General features: G+C 46.1%; 10 protein-coding genes. 8 read left to right on the top strand and 2 right to left on the bottom strand.

Annotated elements, in window-relative coordinates; genetic code table 11:
• Positions 1–251 precede the first annotated feature (251 nt).
• On the bottom strand, positions 252–1,874 hold the full coding sequence (locus tag ACYX4N_RS18300) for a methyl-accepting chemotaxis protein (RefSeq protein WP_476055046.1): 1,623 nt from the start codon (positions 1,872–1,874) through the stop codon (positions 252–254).
• Positions 1,875–2,314: 440 nt separating this feature from the next.
• Here ACYX4N_RS18300 and putA point away from each other — a divergent pair, with 440 nt between their 5' ends.
• From putA to ACYX4N_RS18270, 6 genes are all read left to right on the top strand, one after another.
• Positions 2,315–6,112, top strand: a complete 3,798-nt coding sequence (putA, locus tag ACYX4N_RS18295) for a bifunctional proline dehydrogenase/L-glutamate gamma-semialdehyde dehydrogenase PutA (protein WP_474853508.1) — start codon at positions 2,315–2,317, stop codon at positions 6,110–6,112.
• A 263-nt stretch (positions 6,113–6,375) separates the two neighbouring features.
• Positions 6,376–7,827, top strand: a complete 1,452-nt coding sequence (locus tag ACYX4N_RS18290; protein ID WP_476055045.1) for a TolC family protein — start codon at positions 6,376–6,378, stop codon at positions 7,825–7,827.
• Positions 7,824–9,326 carry an efflux RND transporter periplasmic adaptor subunit gene (locus ACYX4N_RS18285; protein ID WP_476055044.1) on the top strand — a complete coding sequence of 501 codons (1,503 nt, stop codon included), beginning with the start codon at positions 7,824–7,826 and terminating at the stop codon, positions 9,324–9,326. The genes ACYX4N_RS18290 and ACYX4N_RS18285 overlap by 4 nt, the downstream gene beginning before the upstream one ends.
• Entirely contained in the window at positions 9,316–12,543 is a 3,228-nt protein-coding gene (locus ACYX4N_RS18280) for an efflux RND transporter permease subunit (protein WP_476055043.1), read from the top strand. The genes ACYX4N_RS18285 and ACYX4N_RS18280 overlap by 11 nt, the downstream gene beginning before the upstream one ends.
• Positions 12,515–13,255, top strand: a complete 741-nt coding sequence (locus ACYX4N_RS18275; protein WP_476055042.1) for a response regulator transcription factor — start codon at positions 12,515–12,517, stop codon at positions 13,253–13,255. Before ACYX4N_RS18280 ends, ACYX4N_RS18275 begins: the two co-directional genes overlap by 29 nt.
• Positions 13,249–14,583, top strand: a complete 1,335-nt coding sequence (locus tag ACYX4N_RS18270; protein WP_476055041.1) for a sensor histidine kinase — start codon at positions 13,249–13,251, stop codon at positions 14,581–14,583. Before ACYX4N_RS18275 ends, ACYX4N_RS18270 begins: the two co-directional genes overlap by 7 nt.
• A gap of 155 nt (positions 14,584–14,738) precedes the next feature.
• Here the strand turns inward: ACYX4N_RS18270 and ACYX4N_RS18265 are convergent, their stop codons facing one another.
• Entirely contained in the window at positions 14,739–15,341 is a 603-nt protein-coding gene (locus tag ACYX4N_RS18265) for a TIGR04211 family SH3 domain-containing protein (RefSeq protein WP_474808855.1), read from the bottom strand.
• A 172-nt stretch (positions 15,342–15,513) separates the two neighbouring features.
• Here ACYX4N_RS18265 and ACYX4N_RS18260 point away from each other — a divergent pair, with 172 nt between their 5' ends.
• Positions 15,514–17,019, top strand: coding sequence for a CYTH domain-containing protein (locus tag ACYX4N_RS18260; RefSeq protein ID WP_476055040.1), 1,506 nt, complete (start codon positions 15,514–15,516; stop codon positions 17,017–17,019).
• Positions 17,020–17,078: 59 nt separating this feature from the next.
• A complete protein-coding gene (locus ACYX4N_RS18255) occupies positions 17,079–18,158 on the top strand; it encodes a helix-turn-helix domain-containing protein (protein ID WP_476055039.1) in 1,080 nt (359 codons plus the stop codon).
• Positions 18,159–18,164 lie beyond the last annotated feature (6 nt).

The following is an 18,164-nucleotide window of genomic DNA, read 5'->3' as shown; positions in this document are numbered from 1 at the left end:
CTAGAAGAAATCGGCACTCGGCCACTTAATGTGATTCTGAGTGTAATGCACTCAGGCATTTTGTTCCACAGGCAGAGCTTGTCGCTGATGGTTTAAGAGCGTCTAAATGCTACAAAGTTTCGTTATTAGTATCGAAAACAATCGCATTTAAAGTTTGAGTTAAAGCAAGGAAGGATATAAAGAAAGGTGTAAGCGGCCTGAACACGCGCGAATTGCTTCACGGGTTCTTTAGGCCGCGGTCGGTAAGAAGTTTACAGCTTAAAACGGTTAGCTATATCCATAATTGCCAGACAACTGCTTTTTAGTGCTTGGCTTGCAGCTGCCAGTTCATCTGCTGTTTTCAAGCTACTATCTGCAGCCCCCGATAATGCATTTATTCGCATATTCGCTTCAGTGGCGGCTTCTGCTTGCTGTTCAGTAGCCCGGGCAATTTCACTGCTCATATCCGCAATTTCCGTCATTAGGCGGTCAGCTTCCTGAAGGTTTTGGTTTGCTTGAATAGCATTGTCTACTGTTGTGGCTGACGCAGCCTGACTGACTTTCACCGCATCTACTGCGCTTTTGGCATTAGTCTGTAGCTTTTCTATCATAGCTTGAATTTCATCGGTACTTTGTCCAGTTCGACTTGCCAAGGTGCGAACTTCATCTGCTACTACGGCGAAGCCCCTTCCTTGTTCACCGGCCCGAGCAGCTTCAATCGCAGCATTTAGGGCGAGTAAGTTGGTTTGTTCCGCAATGCCTCGAATTACGTCAAGCACAGCGCCGATACTGTCTGTTTGCGCAGCTAGTTCGGTCACAACGTTACTTACGCTTTCTATATCAGAGGTTAGCGAACGGATATCTTGTACCGTACTGTCTACTACAGCTGCACCGTTTTGAACGTTCCCTCGGGCACTACTGGTACTCTTCTCGGCAGAATCCGCATTGCTGCTGACATCGTTAATCTGCGTTGTCATTTCTTCCATTGCTGCGGCAACTTGGAGCATATTCTCGTTTTGTGTCTGCGCTTGTGCATTACTATTTTGGCTGGATGACTCTACGAGTTCAGCTTGCTGAGTAAGAGAGCTAATATTTTCGCGAATACCCAGTAAAGACTGACGCATTTTATCGGTATACTCGTTAAAGTAGCGGGCTAACCGTGTAACTTCGTCTTGCCCAGTTTCAGGAAGAGAGCGAGTCAGGTCGCCTTCTCCCTGAGAAATATCCTTCATCCGTTCAGACACTTCTTGGACTGGTTTTACAATGCTTCCTCCTATTACATAAACGAGCAATACAACCAATACAATGCTCACTAGGCAAAATACCAAGATTAGATTGCGAAGGTGTGCGAACTCTTCTTCAAGGTTTGTAAGGTAGATCCCAGAACCTACAGTCCAGCCCCATGGTTTAAATTCTTTTACATAAGAAATCTTGTCAGTAGGGGTTTCTTCGCCGGGAAGGGGCCACACGTAATCGACAAAGCCGTCACCTTGCGCTTTGACTTTCTGCGCCATTTCTATAAAGAAGGCTTTGCCGTTTCCGTCTTTATACGTTCTTAGGTCTTTACCGTCGAGCGCCGGCTTGATGGGATGCATAACCATAGAAGGGGTTTGGTCTTGGAGCCAAAAGTAATTGCTGCCGTCATATCGCAGCGCTTTTACCGCTGCTAGCGCTTGTTGTTTAGCCGTAGCCTCATCTACGTCGGTACGCGCTTCGAAGCTGGCGAGCATAGTGTGAACTACTTCAACTAAGTGTTGGTTTTCGTCATAGGACTTTTGCTTTAAAGCTTCATAGTGCCTGTTTAAGACAACAGCGGTTAGCAATACAAACAGCAGAGTAATTAGGGCAACAATAATGCCCAGTCGTTGAATTAAGCTAAATTTTCGTAACCACATTGGCAATACCTAATTATTATTTTGTTTTTTTATAGTGTAGTCGGTTTTTAGTTAGCCGCTTTTTATTGCGATTAAAAATGCATCATTTTCAACAAGCTTTTACTACGACCTTTGGCGCAGTGAGTTAACGGACTGATTAACTAAAGCTGGAGGAGCTTTGAAAGGGTGGTATATGTCATCTAACGCACTGAATACGTAGCTTGACAGAGAAAATGAAAAACTTTGATTACGGGGTCTTGGCAGAGCATTTTTGTGTGCTACTATCGGCCCAAATTTGGCTCCATCGTGATCTTCATCCAAAAGTATGAAGTTAAAAGAAGAACGATAGGTCAACGCAGGGTTACGACTTTGCTTGTTATTTAGCCGCTTCCATGTAACCGTGGGCAGTCATACACGGCGGGAACGCTTTTTGTTACAGCTATTTCTATGAAAGGGTTGCAATGCTCATTAACGACACACTTCATACAACTTCACCCCTACGCCAGCGTATAAGAGACTACTATCGCATTAGTGAGTCGGTGGCTGTGGATCAAATTCTTCCTATTGCCGAGGTTAACCCGCGTGCACGAAGTCGTGCATGGGAGCGCGCTCGCAAGATGGTACTTCAAATTCGTCGTGAACAAGAAGGTCACGGTGGCGTTGACGCGTTATTGAATGAATACTCGCTATCTACTGCAGAAGGCGTGGTATTGATGTGCTTGGCTGAAGCTTTGCTGCGTGTGCCAGACAAAGCCACTCAAGATGAGCTTATTCGTGACAAGTTGTCTCAAGGCCAATGGACGCCGCACTTAGGCAATTCAGAATCTTTGTTTGTAAACGCATCTGCGTGGGGCTTGTTGTTCACTGGCAATATGGTGAACTATGCCGACAAGCGTAAGAAAGAACAGTTTGGTTTGTTAAAACAAACCCTTGGCCGCTTAGGTGAGCCGGTTATTCGCCGTGCAATGAACATTGCCATGCGCGTTATGGGCCGTCAGTTCGTTATGGGCGAAACCATTGAAGATGCGGTGGATCGCGCCAAAGAGAAAGAAACCAAAGGATATGTGTATTCTTACGATATGCTTGGTGAAGGCGCACGTACCATGCATGATGCTGAGCGTTACTACGATGCATACGTGAAAGCCATTAAAGTTATCGGTAAAGCGGCCAATGGTCGTGGGCCTAAGCGTTCACCGGGTATTTCGGTAAAACTCTCTGCTATTCATCCGCGCTTTGAATTTTCTCATCGCGAACGCGCCATGGAAGAAATACCGCCGCGTTTAAAAGCGCTGTGTATGATGGCGAAGGAATACGATATTGGTTTAACGGTAGATGCGGAAGAAGCCGACCGTCTTGAGCTGTCTTTAGACATCATTGAAGCAGTATTTCGCGACGAAGACTTAAACGGTTGGACGGGCTTTGGCTTGGCGGTGCAGGCTTACCAAAAGCGTGCAATCCATGTTATCGAACATTTGCGTGAGCTTACTCTTGAAGTAGGTCGCCCGCTAATGGTGCGTTTGGTTAAAGGCGCATATTGGGATACTGAGATTAAGCTGACCCAACAGGCGGGTCTTGAAGAATTCCCTGTGTTTACCCGTAAGTCTTCAACCGACGTGTCATACCACGCTTGTGCGAACCGCTTACTTGAGTACCGCGATACCATCTATCCGCAGTTTGCTACGCATAATGCTTACACAGCATCTGTTATTGTTGAGCTTGCTGGCGATGACAAAGAAGGCTTCGAGTTCCAGTGCCTGCACGGTATGGGCGATACGCTTTACGACCAGGTGGTAACCGAAGATAAAATTCAGTGTCGCGTGTACGCGCCAGTTGGTGAACACGAAGACCTCTTGGCCTACTTGGTGCGCCGTCTTCTTGAAAATGGTGCGAACTCTTCATTCGTGAATGCCATTGTTGATGATGAAAAGCCAGTTGAAGCCTTGCTTGAAGATCCTGTAGAGAAAACGCAGCGCTTGAAAGTGCGTTATAACAAGTTAATTAAAACGCCACGTGGGCTGTATGCGCCAGAGCGTGACAACTCGCGCGGTTTAGACCTTACCGACACTAATGCGGTAACAGCACTTAAACATGAACTTGAACGCTGGCAGGATTACTACAAAGCAAAAGGCGACATTCCTGCAGGCGCTACACCTGTTGTAAACCCTCTAGATCACAACGACATTGTGGGCTACCACCACTACGCAACGCCCGACGAAATGCGTAAAGCGTTAGATGACACTGATGCAGGTTTTGATGCCTGGTCTAAGCGTGATGTAAGCGAACGCGCAGAGATCCTGAATCGTACGGCAGATGCGCTTGAGCGCCATATGGCTGAGCTTATTGCCATTTGTATGCGCGAAGCGGGTAAAGTTGCGCAAGACAGCATTGATGAAGTACGCGAAGCGGTAGACTTCTGTCGCTATTATGCAGTGCGCGCTGAAGAGCTTGCTGAAGACCAGCGCTTAAAGCCTCGTGGCGTAGTACTTTGTATCAGCCCATGGAACTTCCCATTGGCCATATTCCTTGGACAGGTTACAGCGGCATTAGCAACGGGCAATACGGTTATTGCTAAACCTGCTGAGCAAACCAGCATTGTTGCACAGCGTGCGATCGACATTATGCACTCAGTAGGTTTACCGGAAGATGCATTAAAGCTTATCGTATCGCCAGGTAAAGAAGTGGGTGAAACCTTATTGCCTGATGAGCGCATTAAAGCGGTAATGTTTACGGGCTCAACGCAAACGGGTACGTTGATTTCACAAGTGCTTGCAGAGCGCGGAGGCGAACAGGTACCGCTTATTGCAGAAACGGGCGGTCAAAACTGTATGATTGTCGATTCGACGGCACTGCCAGAGCAGGTTGTTGACGATGTCATTCGCTCAGGCTTCCAGAGTGCTGGTCAGCGCTGTTCTGCGCTTCGTGTGCTCTATGTACAGGAAGAGATTGCAGATGATCTTACTGAAATGCTTATTGGTGCAATGAAGGAGTTAACAGTAGGCGACCCCACGCAGCTAGCAACCGATGTGGGCCCTGTTATCGATGAGAAGGCACTTAAAAGCCTAACAGACCATCAAAAAGCAATGGAAGATAAAGCAAAGCTACTTTATCGCTCATCATTGCCTGAGCAATTCGAAAACGGTACCTTCTTCCCACCGACTTTGTATGAAATCAAGAACATTGATGTGTTGGAAAAGGAAGTATTCGGTCCAGTCGTTCATATTGTGCGCTTTAAGTCGAAAGACCTTGATGGCGTACTAGAGCAAATTAACGGCACGGGCTATGGATTAACAATGGGTGTTCACTCGCGCATTGAAGAGCGTGCTAATGAAATTGCAGCAAAAAGTCGCGCAGGTAACGTTTATATTAACCGCGATATCATTGGCGCTATCGTTGGTGTTCAGCCATTTGGTGGCCGTGGGCTATCTGGCACGGGTCCAAAAGCAGGTGGTCCTAACTATTTGTCTCGCTTAATGATGGAGCGTGCTACGCCTAAGCCTTCACATATTGATGATGTAGACGGTACTGATACTGCACTTGTAGGTGATGAAAAGATTGCCGAACGTGCACACGTTATGATGGATAGAGCAAAGGCAGTGGAAGTGCAGTGGCGTCATACGCCGTTGAACGACCGGATCTCTATGGTACGCCAACTTCTAGCGAAAATTGCGAAAGTAGACATTGTTGACGAGCTAGCCGACGACTTAAACCGTACGCTTGCGACAGCGCGTCAGCAGCTGATCAGCGTTGAGCGCAAGTTAGCAAAACCACAAGTTCTGCCGGGGCCAACAGGTGAGTCGAACAAACTTTACCTAGAGCCGCGCGGTATCTTGGTATGTTTTGCCGATAAAGAAGTAACCTTTGAATATTGGTTACTCTCTGTTGTAACAGCACTTTCAACCGGCAACCCAGTAGTGTCAGTTGTGTCTGAAATCTTCTATGATGAAGCCGTAGAAATTCAGAACAAATTTGAATCGACAGGCGCACCAAAAGGCTTATTCCAAGTAGCGCGCCTTGCCCACTTAGATACCCTGTTGATGGATGAAGATTTATCGGGTGTTGTAGTGGATTCGAGTACTGAACGTACGGCGAGAATCTCGGCCATGCTGTCTTCTCGTGAAGGGGCTATTTTGCCGGTAATTACCGCGGAATATAACGATAACCTTATTCAGCGTTTGATGACCGAAAAAACTATCAGTATTGATACAACGGCATCAGGCGGCAACACGTCATTGATGACTCTAGTTGAAGATGATGAATAAGCGGTAGCGTTCGCTGCAAATAGCTAATTCATTAAATAGCTATTGTATCAATATCTTAGGCCAGCTTGACGCTGGCCTTTTTTATTCGACTTACTCTGGGCTTAATCTAAGCCTTTTCATGCCTTTCTTCTCTTTTTCTTATCACTTTCTCATGCCTTAACCCTGCCTTAACCCTGCGTTTGAAATACTAGCGTCAGTTAATTTAAACAAGTTGCGTATAGGCCTTAAAAAGTAAGCTATGCGCCAAGCAATAGGCATAAGTAATGGGCAAGATAAAACTGACGGTAAATAGTATTACCCTTTGTATTTTATTGTCTGCATGCACAAGTACTGATGACAGAAGGTTGAGCGAATCAGCATCCCTTACAACGGGAAATGATGTCGTGTGGCAGTCCCAAGCGCAGCAACAAGTTTCAGCGCAAACCCTAGTGTTGAATTCAGACACTGGGTTAACCGACGTAATAGATCTCAATCAGCTTCCGCATTTAGCAGACTATATTGATGAAGCTTTGTCTTCCAATGCAAGTCTGCAGCAGGCGTTAATCACGCTTCGAAAAGCACAAGTTGCTATCGATAGCGCAAAAGCAGACAGAAACGTGAATGTGGACACAAGTTTCTCAGCATCAAAAAGTGAAACTACAGGCAGCAGTTCATCTACTACTAGTACGGACGTAAATACAAGTAATCAGCTAAACAACCCAAGCTATAGCGCAAGTTTAAACGTTAGCTGGGAGCTGGATTTGTGGCAGAAAATTAGCGATGGCATAAGTGCTGCTAACTTAGATGCCGCGAGCGCCAGAGCCAGCTATCAATCGGCCAGAGATTCATTGGTTGCTAGCATAATAAGAAGCTATATCGATGTACTCACTCAACAGCAATTACTAAATATCGAACAGGCTCGGTTATCGGTACTAGAAAACAACGAAGCAGTGATCTTAACGCGCTATCGCACCGGGCTTGGAAGCCTAGACGATTTAGATACCGCGCGTACAAGCAGTGCAAATACCCGAGCTTCTATTGCCCAGTATGAATATGCTCTGTCATCAGCCAAGCGCACATTGGCAGTACTCCTAGGCAGGCAGGACCAATCGCTAAGCGAGCTTGATACGCAGGTGAATTTTCCAGATATCCTGTTGCCGCTTACTAATCTGCCAAAACAAGACCTTGCCCGCAGACCCGACCTTCAGGCGGCCTTCTATACGATACAAGCAACAGAGTTTGAAGTTGATGTGGCCTATAAAGCTTTACTGCCCAGTATTAGTTTATCGGCATCGCTATCTGATTCTGCCTCTACACCCTCACAAGCTTTGTTTACAAACCCTGTATGGACATTGCTTGGACAGATGACGGCACCTCTTTTTCAGGGAGGCGCATTGAGGGCCCAGGTAGAAGACGCAAAACTTACCGCAGCAAATGCTTGGTGGCAGTATCGCGAAACGCTATTAACTGCGGTGCAGGAAACCCAAAACGCACTAGATAGTGAAACTGCCTACAGTGCGCGAATTGGCCATACAAATGTGGCGCTCGCCAATGCTGAGCGCAGTGTAGCTAGCATTGAAGGTCAATATCGACAAGGTCTTGCTGATATCTTGGACTTACTTTCGGTGTATGACACGCGCTTTGACTTACAAGCTCAAGCTGTTGAGCTTCACGCCCAAAAATTACAAAACCGAATTGACTTAGGTCTGGCTCTTGGCCTTGGAGTGTCGCAATGAGAAATAAACGAATTATCGTAACCTTAATCGCTGCTGCGAGTATTGCGCTGGCAGTCATGTATACCATGATGAACATGGGGGCTCAGCATCCTGGCGCTCGGCCGCAGGAGGCACCAAAGTCAACGCCATCGTCTTCGCAATTACCCAATGATGCCGAACAATTAAAAGGTAACGCTTCAACAATGAGGCCGACAGGCGGTGAAAAGCCTCTTAAAGGCGAACTGGCTGAAAACGCTATGCGTCGTCCACCCAGAGAAAGCGAAACGGAAGTAGCCAAAGAAGCAGGTAAAAGGCCATCTGCAGATAGCACTTCTTACCGAAGTCAAAACGTAGAACAAAGTGCTGATTCTCAGCTAGCTCAAGTAGGGGTTATTAAGGTAACCGCCAACAGCTACAAGGCCAAAGTAAAGGGGTATGGTCAGGTAGTTCCTCAAGATAGCTTGAGCTTAGTCGCACAGGTTAGCGGGCAAGTTACTCACTTATCGCCAGCTTTTAAGACTGGCGCGTTAGTTGAAAGTAACACAGTTTTAGCGCGCATTGATGACACCAGCTATCAGCAGGCATTAGCAAGTGCCAATGCGACCTATCAAGCCGCTGTAGTAAGCCTAGAAGAGGAGCGCTTACAGGGAACACAAGCTAAAGATGAATGGACACGTTCGGGGCTTGAAGGCGAGCCACTATCCGCGTTGGTTTTAAGAGAGCCACAGCTTAAAGCCGCGCAGGCGACCTTGGATGAAGCCCAGCAGTCGGTAAACTCTGCAAAGCGAGACTTAGCTTTTACAGCATTACGGTCACCTTTTAATGCTGTGGTGGTTAGCCGTGATATAGCTCTGGGAAGTTTTGTACAGGCCGGCAGTGCTGTCGCAACACTTTATTCTACTGATGTTGCCGAAGTAGCGATAGGACTCTCTCCGAGCCAATGGACTCAGTTACCTTCGGTTTCTGGAGCGCAGCTCTCTGGTGATGCTGCTTTTAATTGGTCGGTCACGCTGACCGATACCACCACAGGCAATAAATGGGATGCCAACATCGCTCGCGCTGAATGGCATCAAAGCGATACAACGCGCCAGCGCAATGCTATTGCGGTTATTGAAAAGCCATTAGATCAAGCAAATCCGCTTTTATTCGGCAGCTTTGTGCAGGCAGAAATTGAAGGAAGACAGCTCGAAAATGTATGGAAGCTACCGGCTTCTGCCATTTCACAAAAACAAGAAGTTTGGTTGGTAATGCCGGCCACCGGGCAACTAGCGAAGTTTACTCCCTCAGTGCTTTTTGAAAGCGATGGCTATGCCTACATCACTCCACCTAAGGCGAGTGATATTACTGGCGACATTACCAATGAGTCTAGGAGCAATACGGGCAGAGAAGCCGAGCCAGAACCTGAAAGCGAAGTACGTCAAGCGATGGTCGTTGCGCGCCCCTTAAACAGTTACCTGATCAACACGAAAGTTAAGCCTGTAGTGGAAGGACAAACGGGAGGGCAAGCCAATGACAAATAACCGAAACGGCGGGCCTTTTGATGGCAGCGAAGAGCCTAAAAGTAATAGACATAATGGGAAAAGCCCTCGGGGAATTATCGCTTGGTTTGCACAAAATTCGGTGGCGGCCAATTTACTGATGGTTAGTCTTATCGTACTGGGTTTAGTTTCCATGAACGATATCCGCAAAGAGGCGTTTCCAAGCATGGAGCCACGCTTTGTTACCATATCGATGACATATGATAGCGGTGACCCCAAGCAAGCCGAAGAAGGCATTGCCATCAAAATTGAAACTGCGCTAGAGGCCATTCCCGGTATTAAACGAATTACGTCTACCTCAAATGCCAGCGGCGCCAGTGTGCAGGTAGAAAAGGAAACCGAATACGATTTAGACACGCTTTTCAACGACATCAAAACCGAAGTAGACAGTATTTCTAACTTCCCGTCGGATGCTGAAAACCCGGTTATCAGCAAAGCGCGCCGCCAAGAGCATGCTATTTGGGTGCAGCTTTATGGTGATGTCGACCACGCTACGCTGCAGTACTTGGGAGAGCAATTAGAGCGAGATTTACTGGCCAAAGCGGATATTCGGGAGGTCAGCGCGGGTAGTTTTGTCGACCCCATGATGTCTATAGAAATAGACGAGGGCAAGCTTCAGGCCTATGGTTTAACGCTATCTGATGTGGCAGATGCGGTAAACCAAGAGTCTAATACCGCCCTTACAACCAGTTTGCGTAACAAAGAAAAAGTAATTCGGTTAAAAGCCTCTGAGCAGTCTTACTGGGCGAAAGATTTTGCTGACATCCCCCTTATTGCCGATACCAGTGGCGTAATACTTTCCGTTGGCGATGTGGCGACGGTACGCGATATGTTTGCCGATGACAGCTATCACTTGTCTCGTTACAACGGAACCAATGGATATGGTATTCAGGTGCTAATGGATGAATATGGCGACGTAACGAAAATGGTGCAGCAGGCCCACGAGGTAGTGGATGCGTGGCATGATAAAGGTTTACTACCTCAAGGTGTCGAACTCGAAACCTGGTATGACAAAAGCACGCTTATAACCGAGCGCTTGGAGTTGCTTACCAGTAACGCACTAATGGGTATTGTGTTGGTGTTTGTTACCCTTGCTGTGTTTCTTAATTTGCGTGTGGCATTTTGGGTGGCGGCTGGCTTGCCGTTTATTTTCTTCGGCACCTTGTACTTCATGACCGATAGCTACACGGGAATGACGCTAAACGAGATGACCACGTTCGGCTTTATAATGGCACTTGGTATAGTGGTAGACGATGCCGTAGTGGTAGGAGAGAGCGTTTACGCCACGCGAAAACAACACGGCGATACGTTACATAATACCATTTTAGGTACGCATAAAGTGGCGGTGCCCACACTGTTTGGGGTGTTGACCACGGTAGCAACCTTCTTCGCGCTATCGAACGTATCTGGCGGCTTAGGTACCTTGTACTCGCAGTTTGGCACTATTGTTACTTTGTGTTTACTGCTCTCGGTGGTGGAGTCAAAGCTCATTTTGCCCTCGCATTTAGCCCACTTGCCAACCAAACAGAAAACCCGAAAGGGGATAGGCGGCCTGTGGAATAAAGTGCAGCAAAAAGCGGATGGTGGACTTCAATGGTTTAACTACCGAGTCTATCAACGCTTGTTGAAGGTCACTGTAGCCTACCGCTATGCAGCCGTTTTATTGTTTTTCGCGCTTTTTATCTTGGTTGTTAGTTTACCGCTAACGGGCGCTGTACGTGTAAGCTTTTTCCCCAGCATGCAAGGTGATACTGTTTCGGCGAATATGTCCCTTTATAGTGATGCTAGCTACGGACAGAACGAACGCAACTTAATGCTGCTAGAGGAAAATGCGCTTGAAGCAGATCGCCAGCTAATCCAAGAAAATGGCACTAGTGAAAGCGGTATTAGTAGTTTGCAAGTAACGGCGAGTAGCGATCAAAGCGGCACAATCACCATATCACTTGATGAAGACTCGCCTTATTCTTTAGATGAACTCTCTGCACGCTGGAATGCCTTAACCGGTAGCTTAGAAGGCGTAAAAAGCCTAAAAATACGCTCTCGACGAGAAATGGTCGACGGGTTTAATGTTGAAATTAAAAGTATTAACGACGATACCCTGACAGCAGCTAACGATGCTTTTGTTGAGGTGCTTAATAATATTGATGGCGTATATGCAGTAGAAAGCTCGCTTACACCCGGCGAAGCCATGATGCGCTTTGAACTTACTCCCGAAGGACGAGCCTTGGGGTTAAATACCCAAAGCCTATCGCAGCAGCTGTTAAAAGCGTTCGGTGGAGAAATTGTTCAGCGCTACCTGCGCGATAAAAACGAAGTGAAAGTGCGGGTACGTTACCCTGAAAAGGATAGGATGAACCCGTCAGATGTAATGAATACCCAGGTGCGCCTGGATGATGGCACAGTGGTACCAATTTCCGTAGTGGCGAATGTTATTCAAGATGTACAAGAAAAACAGGTAGTACGTATTGATGGATTGCGCGCTTTAACGGTAAGTGCCTCGGTGGATAGCGATGTTATTACTTCTACAGAATTGGTTAACTATCTTAACAGCGAGTTTGTACCCCAGTTGGAACGCCAATACCAAGACTTATCGCTTTACTTTGCCGGTGAAGCCGAGCAGCAAGCGGAAACGCAAAGCTCAATGCAAAGCGTGTTTATATTAGCCTTGTTGTCTATTTTTGCGTTGTTGGCTATTCCGCTTAAATCCTATGTACAGCCGCTCATTATAATGACTGCAATTCCCTTTGGTATTGTGGGAGCCATTATCGGGCACTGGTCAAATGGCCTTATGATAAGCCTACTGTCGTTAAACGGCATATTGGCGCTTAGCGGCGTGGTAGTTAACGATAGCTTGTTATTGGTCTCGCGATTTAATGCGTTACGTGAAAATGGCATGCCTGCGCATGCGGCGGTTATTGAAGCGTGCACCAGTCGCTTACGTGCTGTGCTTTTAACTTCAATTACTACCTTTGTAGGTTTATACCCCATATTAGGGGAAACCTCGGTACAGGCGCAGTTCCTCATTCCGGCAGCGGCGTCATTGGGTTACGGTATTTTGTTCGCCACTCTTATCACGCTTTTATTAATTCCGGCATTGCTGTTAATTTATGAAGATGTAAGCCGTTTAATGGCAAAGTATTTGGTAAAACCTTTAACGGAGAGTACGGTTAATGATCCGCGTGTTACTAGTGGAAGATGATATGGGCCTAGCCGGCAATATCATTGACTATTTAGAGCTTGAAGATATGGTGTGCGACCACGCTGCTAATGGCGTGGCAGCACTAACGTTTATGCAAACTAATCCATATGACGTTGTGGTCTTAGATATCAATTTACCAAGACTTGATGGCTTAAGCGTATGCGAAAAAGTGCGCGGTGACGGCAACGATACGCCTATCATTATGCTAACGGCCCGTGACCAGCTAGAAAATAAGCTCGAAGGGTTCCAAAAGGGTGCTGATGATTATTTAGTAAAACCCTTTGATATGCCTGAACTGGTAGCACGAGTTTCAGTGTTGGCGCACAGGCGCTCATCGCAAGTGAAAAGGCTAAACTTCGGTAATGTGAGCTTAGAATTAGGTAGTGAAGTGGCAAGTGTTGATAACACGCCTATTAAGCTAAGTCCTACTGGCTTTACCTTGCTAAAATCCTTATTGCAGCAGCAAGGAAAGGTTATGCCACGGGAGCGTTTACTCGATGCGGTGTGGGGGGAGGACGCGCCTGAAAGTAATGCGCTAAAAGTCCACCTTCACAATTTGCGCAAATCGTTGGCTCAAGCTAAGGCAAACATAGAAATTAAAGCCGTACCGGGCTCAGGGTTTTGTGTTGCGCTGAAAGGTGACCAAACGTCGAGCGAGGGCTTTGATAATACATTGTCGTCAAATAAAAGTAAGGACACTGACCAATGGTAAACGGCCTTCGCATCAGCTTAAGACGCTATGTCTTATGGTCGTTACTAAGTTTAGCGACAATAGTCATTGTGCTGTTTTCTATACAAAGTAGCGATAGCTTTTTTGATGGTATGGACGGCATGCTCAGAAATACCATGGTTCGGGCGGCACAAAGTGCGGAGCTTGATAAAAGTAATCATGCGCAGATCCTCGATTTACATGTTTATGCTCATTACAATGACTTGCCTGATGAAGTGAAGCAAAGCTTTTCCAAAGAGCGCTTTGAGCCATATATCCTATTAAAAGATATCAACAAGCCAGATTGGTTTTCTCGCCCAGTTTCGGCGCACTTTGCTGTGTTGGTCCCTCTGGATGATGGAAGTCTTCGATACGTTTCCCAAGTGTTCCGAGCGCCGCCCTCAGATGGTCAAAAGCGCTTTAGAATTAACCATGTTATCTACAGCGCTATTGTAGGTTTTGTCGCACTTATTTCCTTTTTTGTCGCGCTACTATTTTTAATGCGCAGCGTGTCTCGTCCCATAGAATCACTACAACGCTGGGCAGCCTCTCTTGATGAGAAAGAGCTCGATAAGCCTATTCCTGAGTTTCGCTACAAAGAGCTTAACGCGCTTGCGGCGATAATTCACGGTAGCTTGCAAAACGTACGTACTACGCTTAACCGAGAGCGGGAGTTTGTTAATCATGCCAGCCATGAGCTTAGAACGCCTATTGCCGTTATTAGAAGCAGTGCGGCTTTGCTGCATAGAGTGATAGATAGTGAGAATACCAAAGGCAACAACGCTCTAGCGCGGGTGGACCATGCCTCAAAAACCATGGCGGATTTGACAGAAACATTACTGTGGTTAGGAAGAAATGAAGAGACTGCGCTGCCTAAAGAAAAAGTGAATCTAAAAGCTATGGTTGAGGCTCTTAGCCAAGACTTAATGTATTTGCTGTCAGGCAAAAATGTGAATGTGCAAGTGCACCTGAATGAGTGTGAATTGATGCTGCCTAAAACCGCAAGCGAAATAGTGATTGGAAACGTAATTCGAAACGCTTACCAGCATACCCAGCAAGGTAACGTCACTATCACGCTTTCAGGTGCAACGCTTACCGTACTTAATGAAGAAGATGGCATTGAGCAAAACGAAAGTGCCTCGTTATCGGTAACGCCAAATAGTGAGTTAGATGGCGGTTTTGGAATAGGCTTAAAACTCATTGATAAGCTATGTTCGAAGCTGGAGTGGGGATATTCACACAAGAAAGTCATTGCACAAGATACAAAAGACAATATAAAAGGTATGAGCTCTGTGGCTCAGGGGTATAGCGTTGTGCTAAGACTACAATAATCTGAAAACACGGTGGCGTGAGTATGCTAATACACGAGTATTCTTAATTTGTTGCCTTTGTTGCGCTTGAGTGAAAGTGATTAACTAAAACAAAAAACGCCGATGTTGAACATCGGCGTTTGTGTTTGCTTAGGCACTTTTTATAAATGCTAGCACTACATCCATTCGCTGTTTCTACGTTTGCGCTTAGGAAGGTAAGTGAGCATTACTCCAAGCAATATCCCCACGCCTGCCACTATGCCACCGCGCGTAAACCAAGTAACAAGCTCATCTTTATTCGCGCTTTCAACCTTGGCGGTTAAACGAATGATTTGAGACGCTTGTTCGTCGTTTGTAGTGGTAAGTTTAGACACCTTTTGACGAGCATCGTTAAGCTGCTGACGAAGTCTGGCGTTCTCTGACTGTGCAGCTTGCAGACCACTTTGGCTCTCAGCAAGCTTCTCACTAACTATAGGCAACTGCTCTGCCTGCGACATTGTGTTAGACACAAATTTACTTTCCACCCAGCCTTTACGTCCTTCATCGTCGGTAATTTGCGTGAATTCAGCATCATTGTCGCGCGAAATTACCGTAATAGGGGTGCCAGCTTCTATTGAACCTAGGATACGATAGTTACGACCAGGTCCAGTATGCATAAAGATAAACAAGTCATCTCTTATGTAGTGCGAAGAAGACGCTTCTAAATCAGCGGTATCTTGTAGCGAAAATGCTTGAAAAGAGCATGCAATAAGGGCTGCTGCTAACCACTTTCGAATCATATGGAGTCCAATTTTAGAATTTAAAACGTGAAGATGGTATTGGTTGACCGCGATAAAGGCAAGTTTGTTCCACTTTTGTCTAATTTAAGCGACTTGTTTAACAGCAGCAACATTGCGAAAAGTGATCGACAAGGGTAAGGTGTCAGCATCATAAGCTGTGCTTAGCGCAACCATGTCAGAAATAGAATTAAAATTTGTAACGGGTGACAATGCTCACAAGGCGTTTACCCAACGTGTACTCCCTCTTTTTGAAAAACACAATATCCAGGTTAACTCTCATCGCGAAATGCGCTTAGAGAACGATTATTACGATACGGATCAGCTCGATTTTCAAAACAATAAAATGGGCTTTCGAGTACGTGGTAATAATGGCGAGTACGAACAAACCTTAAAAACCAACGGTGTAGTAAGCGGTGGCTTGCACAAACGCATGGAATATAACGTAAGTCTTGATAACGCAAGGCCGGATCTCACGTTATTCGAGTCGAATGTGTGGCCCGAAGGTTGGGACATCGCAACAAAGAATGCGAGCCTTTCTAAACAGTTTAGTACACACTTTAGGCGCAATGCCTATGTGGTTGCTTTAGGCGATAGCCAAGTTGAAATTGTCTTAGACTGCGGTCAAGCTAGTACGGATAAAGCCAACTCCCCCATCAATGAGATTGAGCTTGAATTGATGTCAGGGGACATCAACAGCCTGTTTTCGTTGGCTGTGCTTATAAACGACAATATGCAGGTGCGTCTAAGCGATGTGTCAAAAGCCGCGCAGGGCTATCAGTTGCTACACGGCTTTAACGCTAAAGTTCGCCACCTACCAGACTTTCTAGCCCTTGAAGAGACCACCACCACAGAAGAGGCATTCGGCCAAGCAGTGCAGACCGCTTTGGCACATTGGCAGCATCACGAGCATGTCTTCTGCGAGAGTGGCTCTATAAAAATGCTGGCTGAGGTTGCTAAAAGCGTTAGGTTGCTACTGCAGAGTGTGTCGCTTTATCTACCCGTATTGCAGTGCCCAGAGCTATTAGCCTTGCACAAAAAACTGGTAACCCATGCGCAAAAGTGGGGCTGGCAAGATGATTTACAAAGTTTGCGCTACTTGCTGTCTAAAAAGAGCATGTTTAACAAAACCTTAAGCAAGCACCCAGCGGTAGTAAGCTACCTGCAAGGGCGCCAGACAGGTTTAATGCAGGCCCATGAGCCTGAAAAACTATTTTTCGACAATGATGCTACAGACATTAAGCTTCACGCTATAAGTCTTATACAGAATAAGCCTTGGCAAAAGGTAGCAACGGGGTTTGATCACCCTGTACTTGACCATGCAAAAGGATGGTTATCGCAAGGGTGGCAAACCGTGCAGCAGAGTATGCCCCTCAATAAAACCATGGGACCAGCTAATTACAGTGCAGCGGAAATAATGCTAAGACAAACCCTGTGGAGTGGCTTTTTGCTTGGTGACCTATTTGTTGAAGAGCGAGGTAACTTTCGTGCGCCTTGGTTAGATTTACTTACTGGCATTGATGAATTAAACGCATTGCTCATGCTGAAGCAATCAATAGACGATGCGGAAGTGGACTCTCACGATGAGGTACGCAAATGGACAGCAGAGAAACTCAGTACGTTAATTCGAATTATGGAGCGAACGCGCACTGTGGCTATGCAACGTGAAATCTACTGGTAACCCATGTCGGTGGACACGTATTGCGTTAGCAAATTTTATCTCAGGGAGGGAGGACGCTGATGACTTCAAGCTACTATGATTATTTTCTTTATTCGCTACTAGGCGTTTATATTTTCTGTTTTGCGCGTCTGTTCGTTCAAAAAGTAAACTTAACCAGCATGCGCTGGCTAATTGGTGCCTTTATCTGCTGGCCACTATTTATGCTAGATGAATGGCTGCGAATAGCACAAGCGAGTTCATTAGCTATCTTGTATGGTTTATCAGATGTATTTGCCGTCATCGCGATTACTTGTTGTTATCGTGCCATAAAGCCCATGTTATTGGCTTATCCTACGGCAAGAAAGCGGCTATGGTGGCCTGCCGTGGTAACGGCAATTTTTCAATGTACCGTTTTACTTATTCCAGTGGGTGACAAACAACAATGGCTTTCATCGTCGCCGAGCGGCGAGCCTTTATTGCTATGGCCAGCCTATTGTGCCTCGCTACTTACAGGCTTTAGTGTATTGCTCATTGGTATTCTTATTACCGAACACATTCAAATGTACCACCGACATTTACCTGAGCAGGCGGTGGACATTAAAAACTTAAAAATGCCTAAGCTTGCCGGAGTAATGGGAAGCTTGGTCGGTGTTGCCTTTATGAGTATTTTACTTGTTACCGCCGCAACCTTTGGTTTTTTCCCCGTACCTTTTTGGGAAAGCTTTCATCACTTAATGATTGGCTGTGCACTGTTAGTGGTATTGTTTTCACTAACCTTTATTCGCCGAACAGCGCCGTCGCCATTGAACTACGAGCGACTGGACGAAGGCAAAGCCACACCCTATGAAATAAGCAGTATTATTTCTAAAGCAGAACGCTATACCATTGAGTCAAAAGCCTATAAAACCCGTTTCCTTACGCTAAGTGAGTTTTGCAAAGGGGCTGATATCGACCCTACATCTTTGGCTATTGCGCTTCAGCTTACTGAAAAGAAAAACTTTAGGCGGTTTATATTTCACTACCGCCTGGAGTATGCGAAAAAAGTGCTGCTCCACAGCGATGCCAAATTAGAAGCTGTGGCAAAACGTCTTGGTGTTAATTCAGAAAAGTTCTTAAGCGAATACCTTGTTAAGCATTTGAATTCTGCTCCTGCGAAATGAAGAATA

The organism is Alteromonas sp. ABH4_452 (assembly GCF_056311825.1).
Note: the sequence above shows the minus strand (reverse complement) of the source record. Positions and strands in the feature narration are given on the sequence as shown.

Excerpts from the sequence above, each read along its gene's own strand:
- ACYX4N_RS18280 (WP_476055043.1), top strand. The coding sequence starts at position 9,316 with ATGACAAATAACCGAAACGGCGGGCCTTTTGATGGCAGCGAAGAGCCT.
- ACYX4N_RS18275 (WP_476055042.1), top strand. The coding sequence starts at position 12,515 with ATGATCCGCGTGTTACTAGTGGAAGATGATATGGGCCTAGCCGGCAAT.
- ACYX4N_RS18300 (WP_476055046.1), bottom strand. The coding sequence starts at position 1,874 with ATGTGGTTACGAAAATTTAGCTTAATTCAACGACTGGGCATTATTGTT.
- putA (WP_474853508.1), top strand. The coding sequence starts at position 2,315 with ATGCTCATTAACGACACACTTCATACAACTTCACCCCTACGCCAGCGT.
- ACYX4N_RS18255 (WP_476055039.1), top strand. The coding sequence starts at position 17,079 with ATGACTTCAAGCTACTATGATTATTTTCTTTATTCGCTACTAGGCGTT.
- ACYX4N_RS18265 (WP_474808855.1), bottom strand. The coding sequence starts at position 15,341 with ATGATTCGAAAGTGGTTAGCAGCAGCCCTTATTGCATGCTCTTTTCAA.
- ACYX4N_RS18260 (WP_476055040.1), top strand. The coding sequence starts at position 15,514 with ATGTCAGAAATAGAATTAAAATTTGTAACGGGTGACAATGCTCACAAG.
- ACYX4N_RS18290 (WP_476055045.1), top strand. The coding sequence starts at position 6,376 with ATGGGCAAGATAAAACTGACGGTAAATAGTATTACCCTTTGTATTTTA.
- ACYX4N_RS18285 (WP_476055044.1), top strand. The coding sequence starts at position 7,824 with ATGAGAAATAAACGAATTATCGTAACCTTAATCGCTGCTGCGAGTATT.
- ACYX4N_RS18270 (WP_476055041.1), top strand. The coding sequence starts at position 13,249 with ATGGTAAACGGCCTTCGCATCAGCTTAAGACGCTATGTCTTATGGTCG.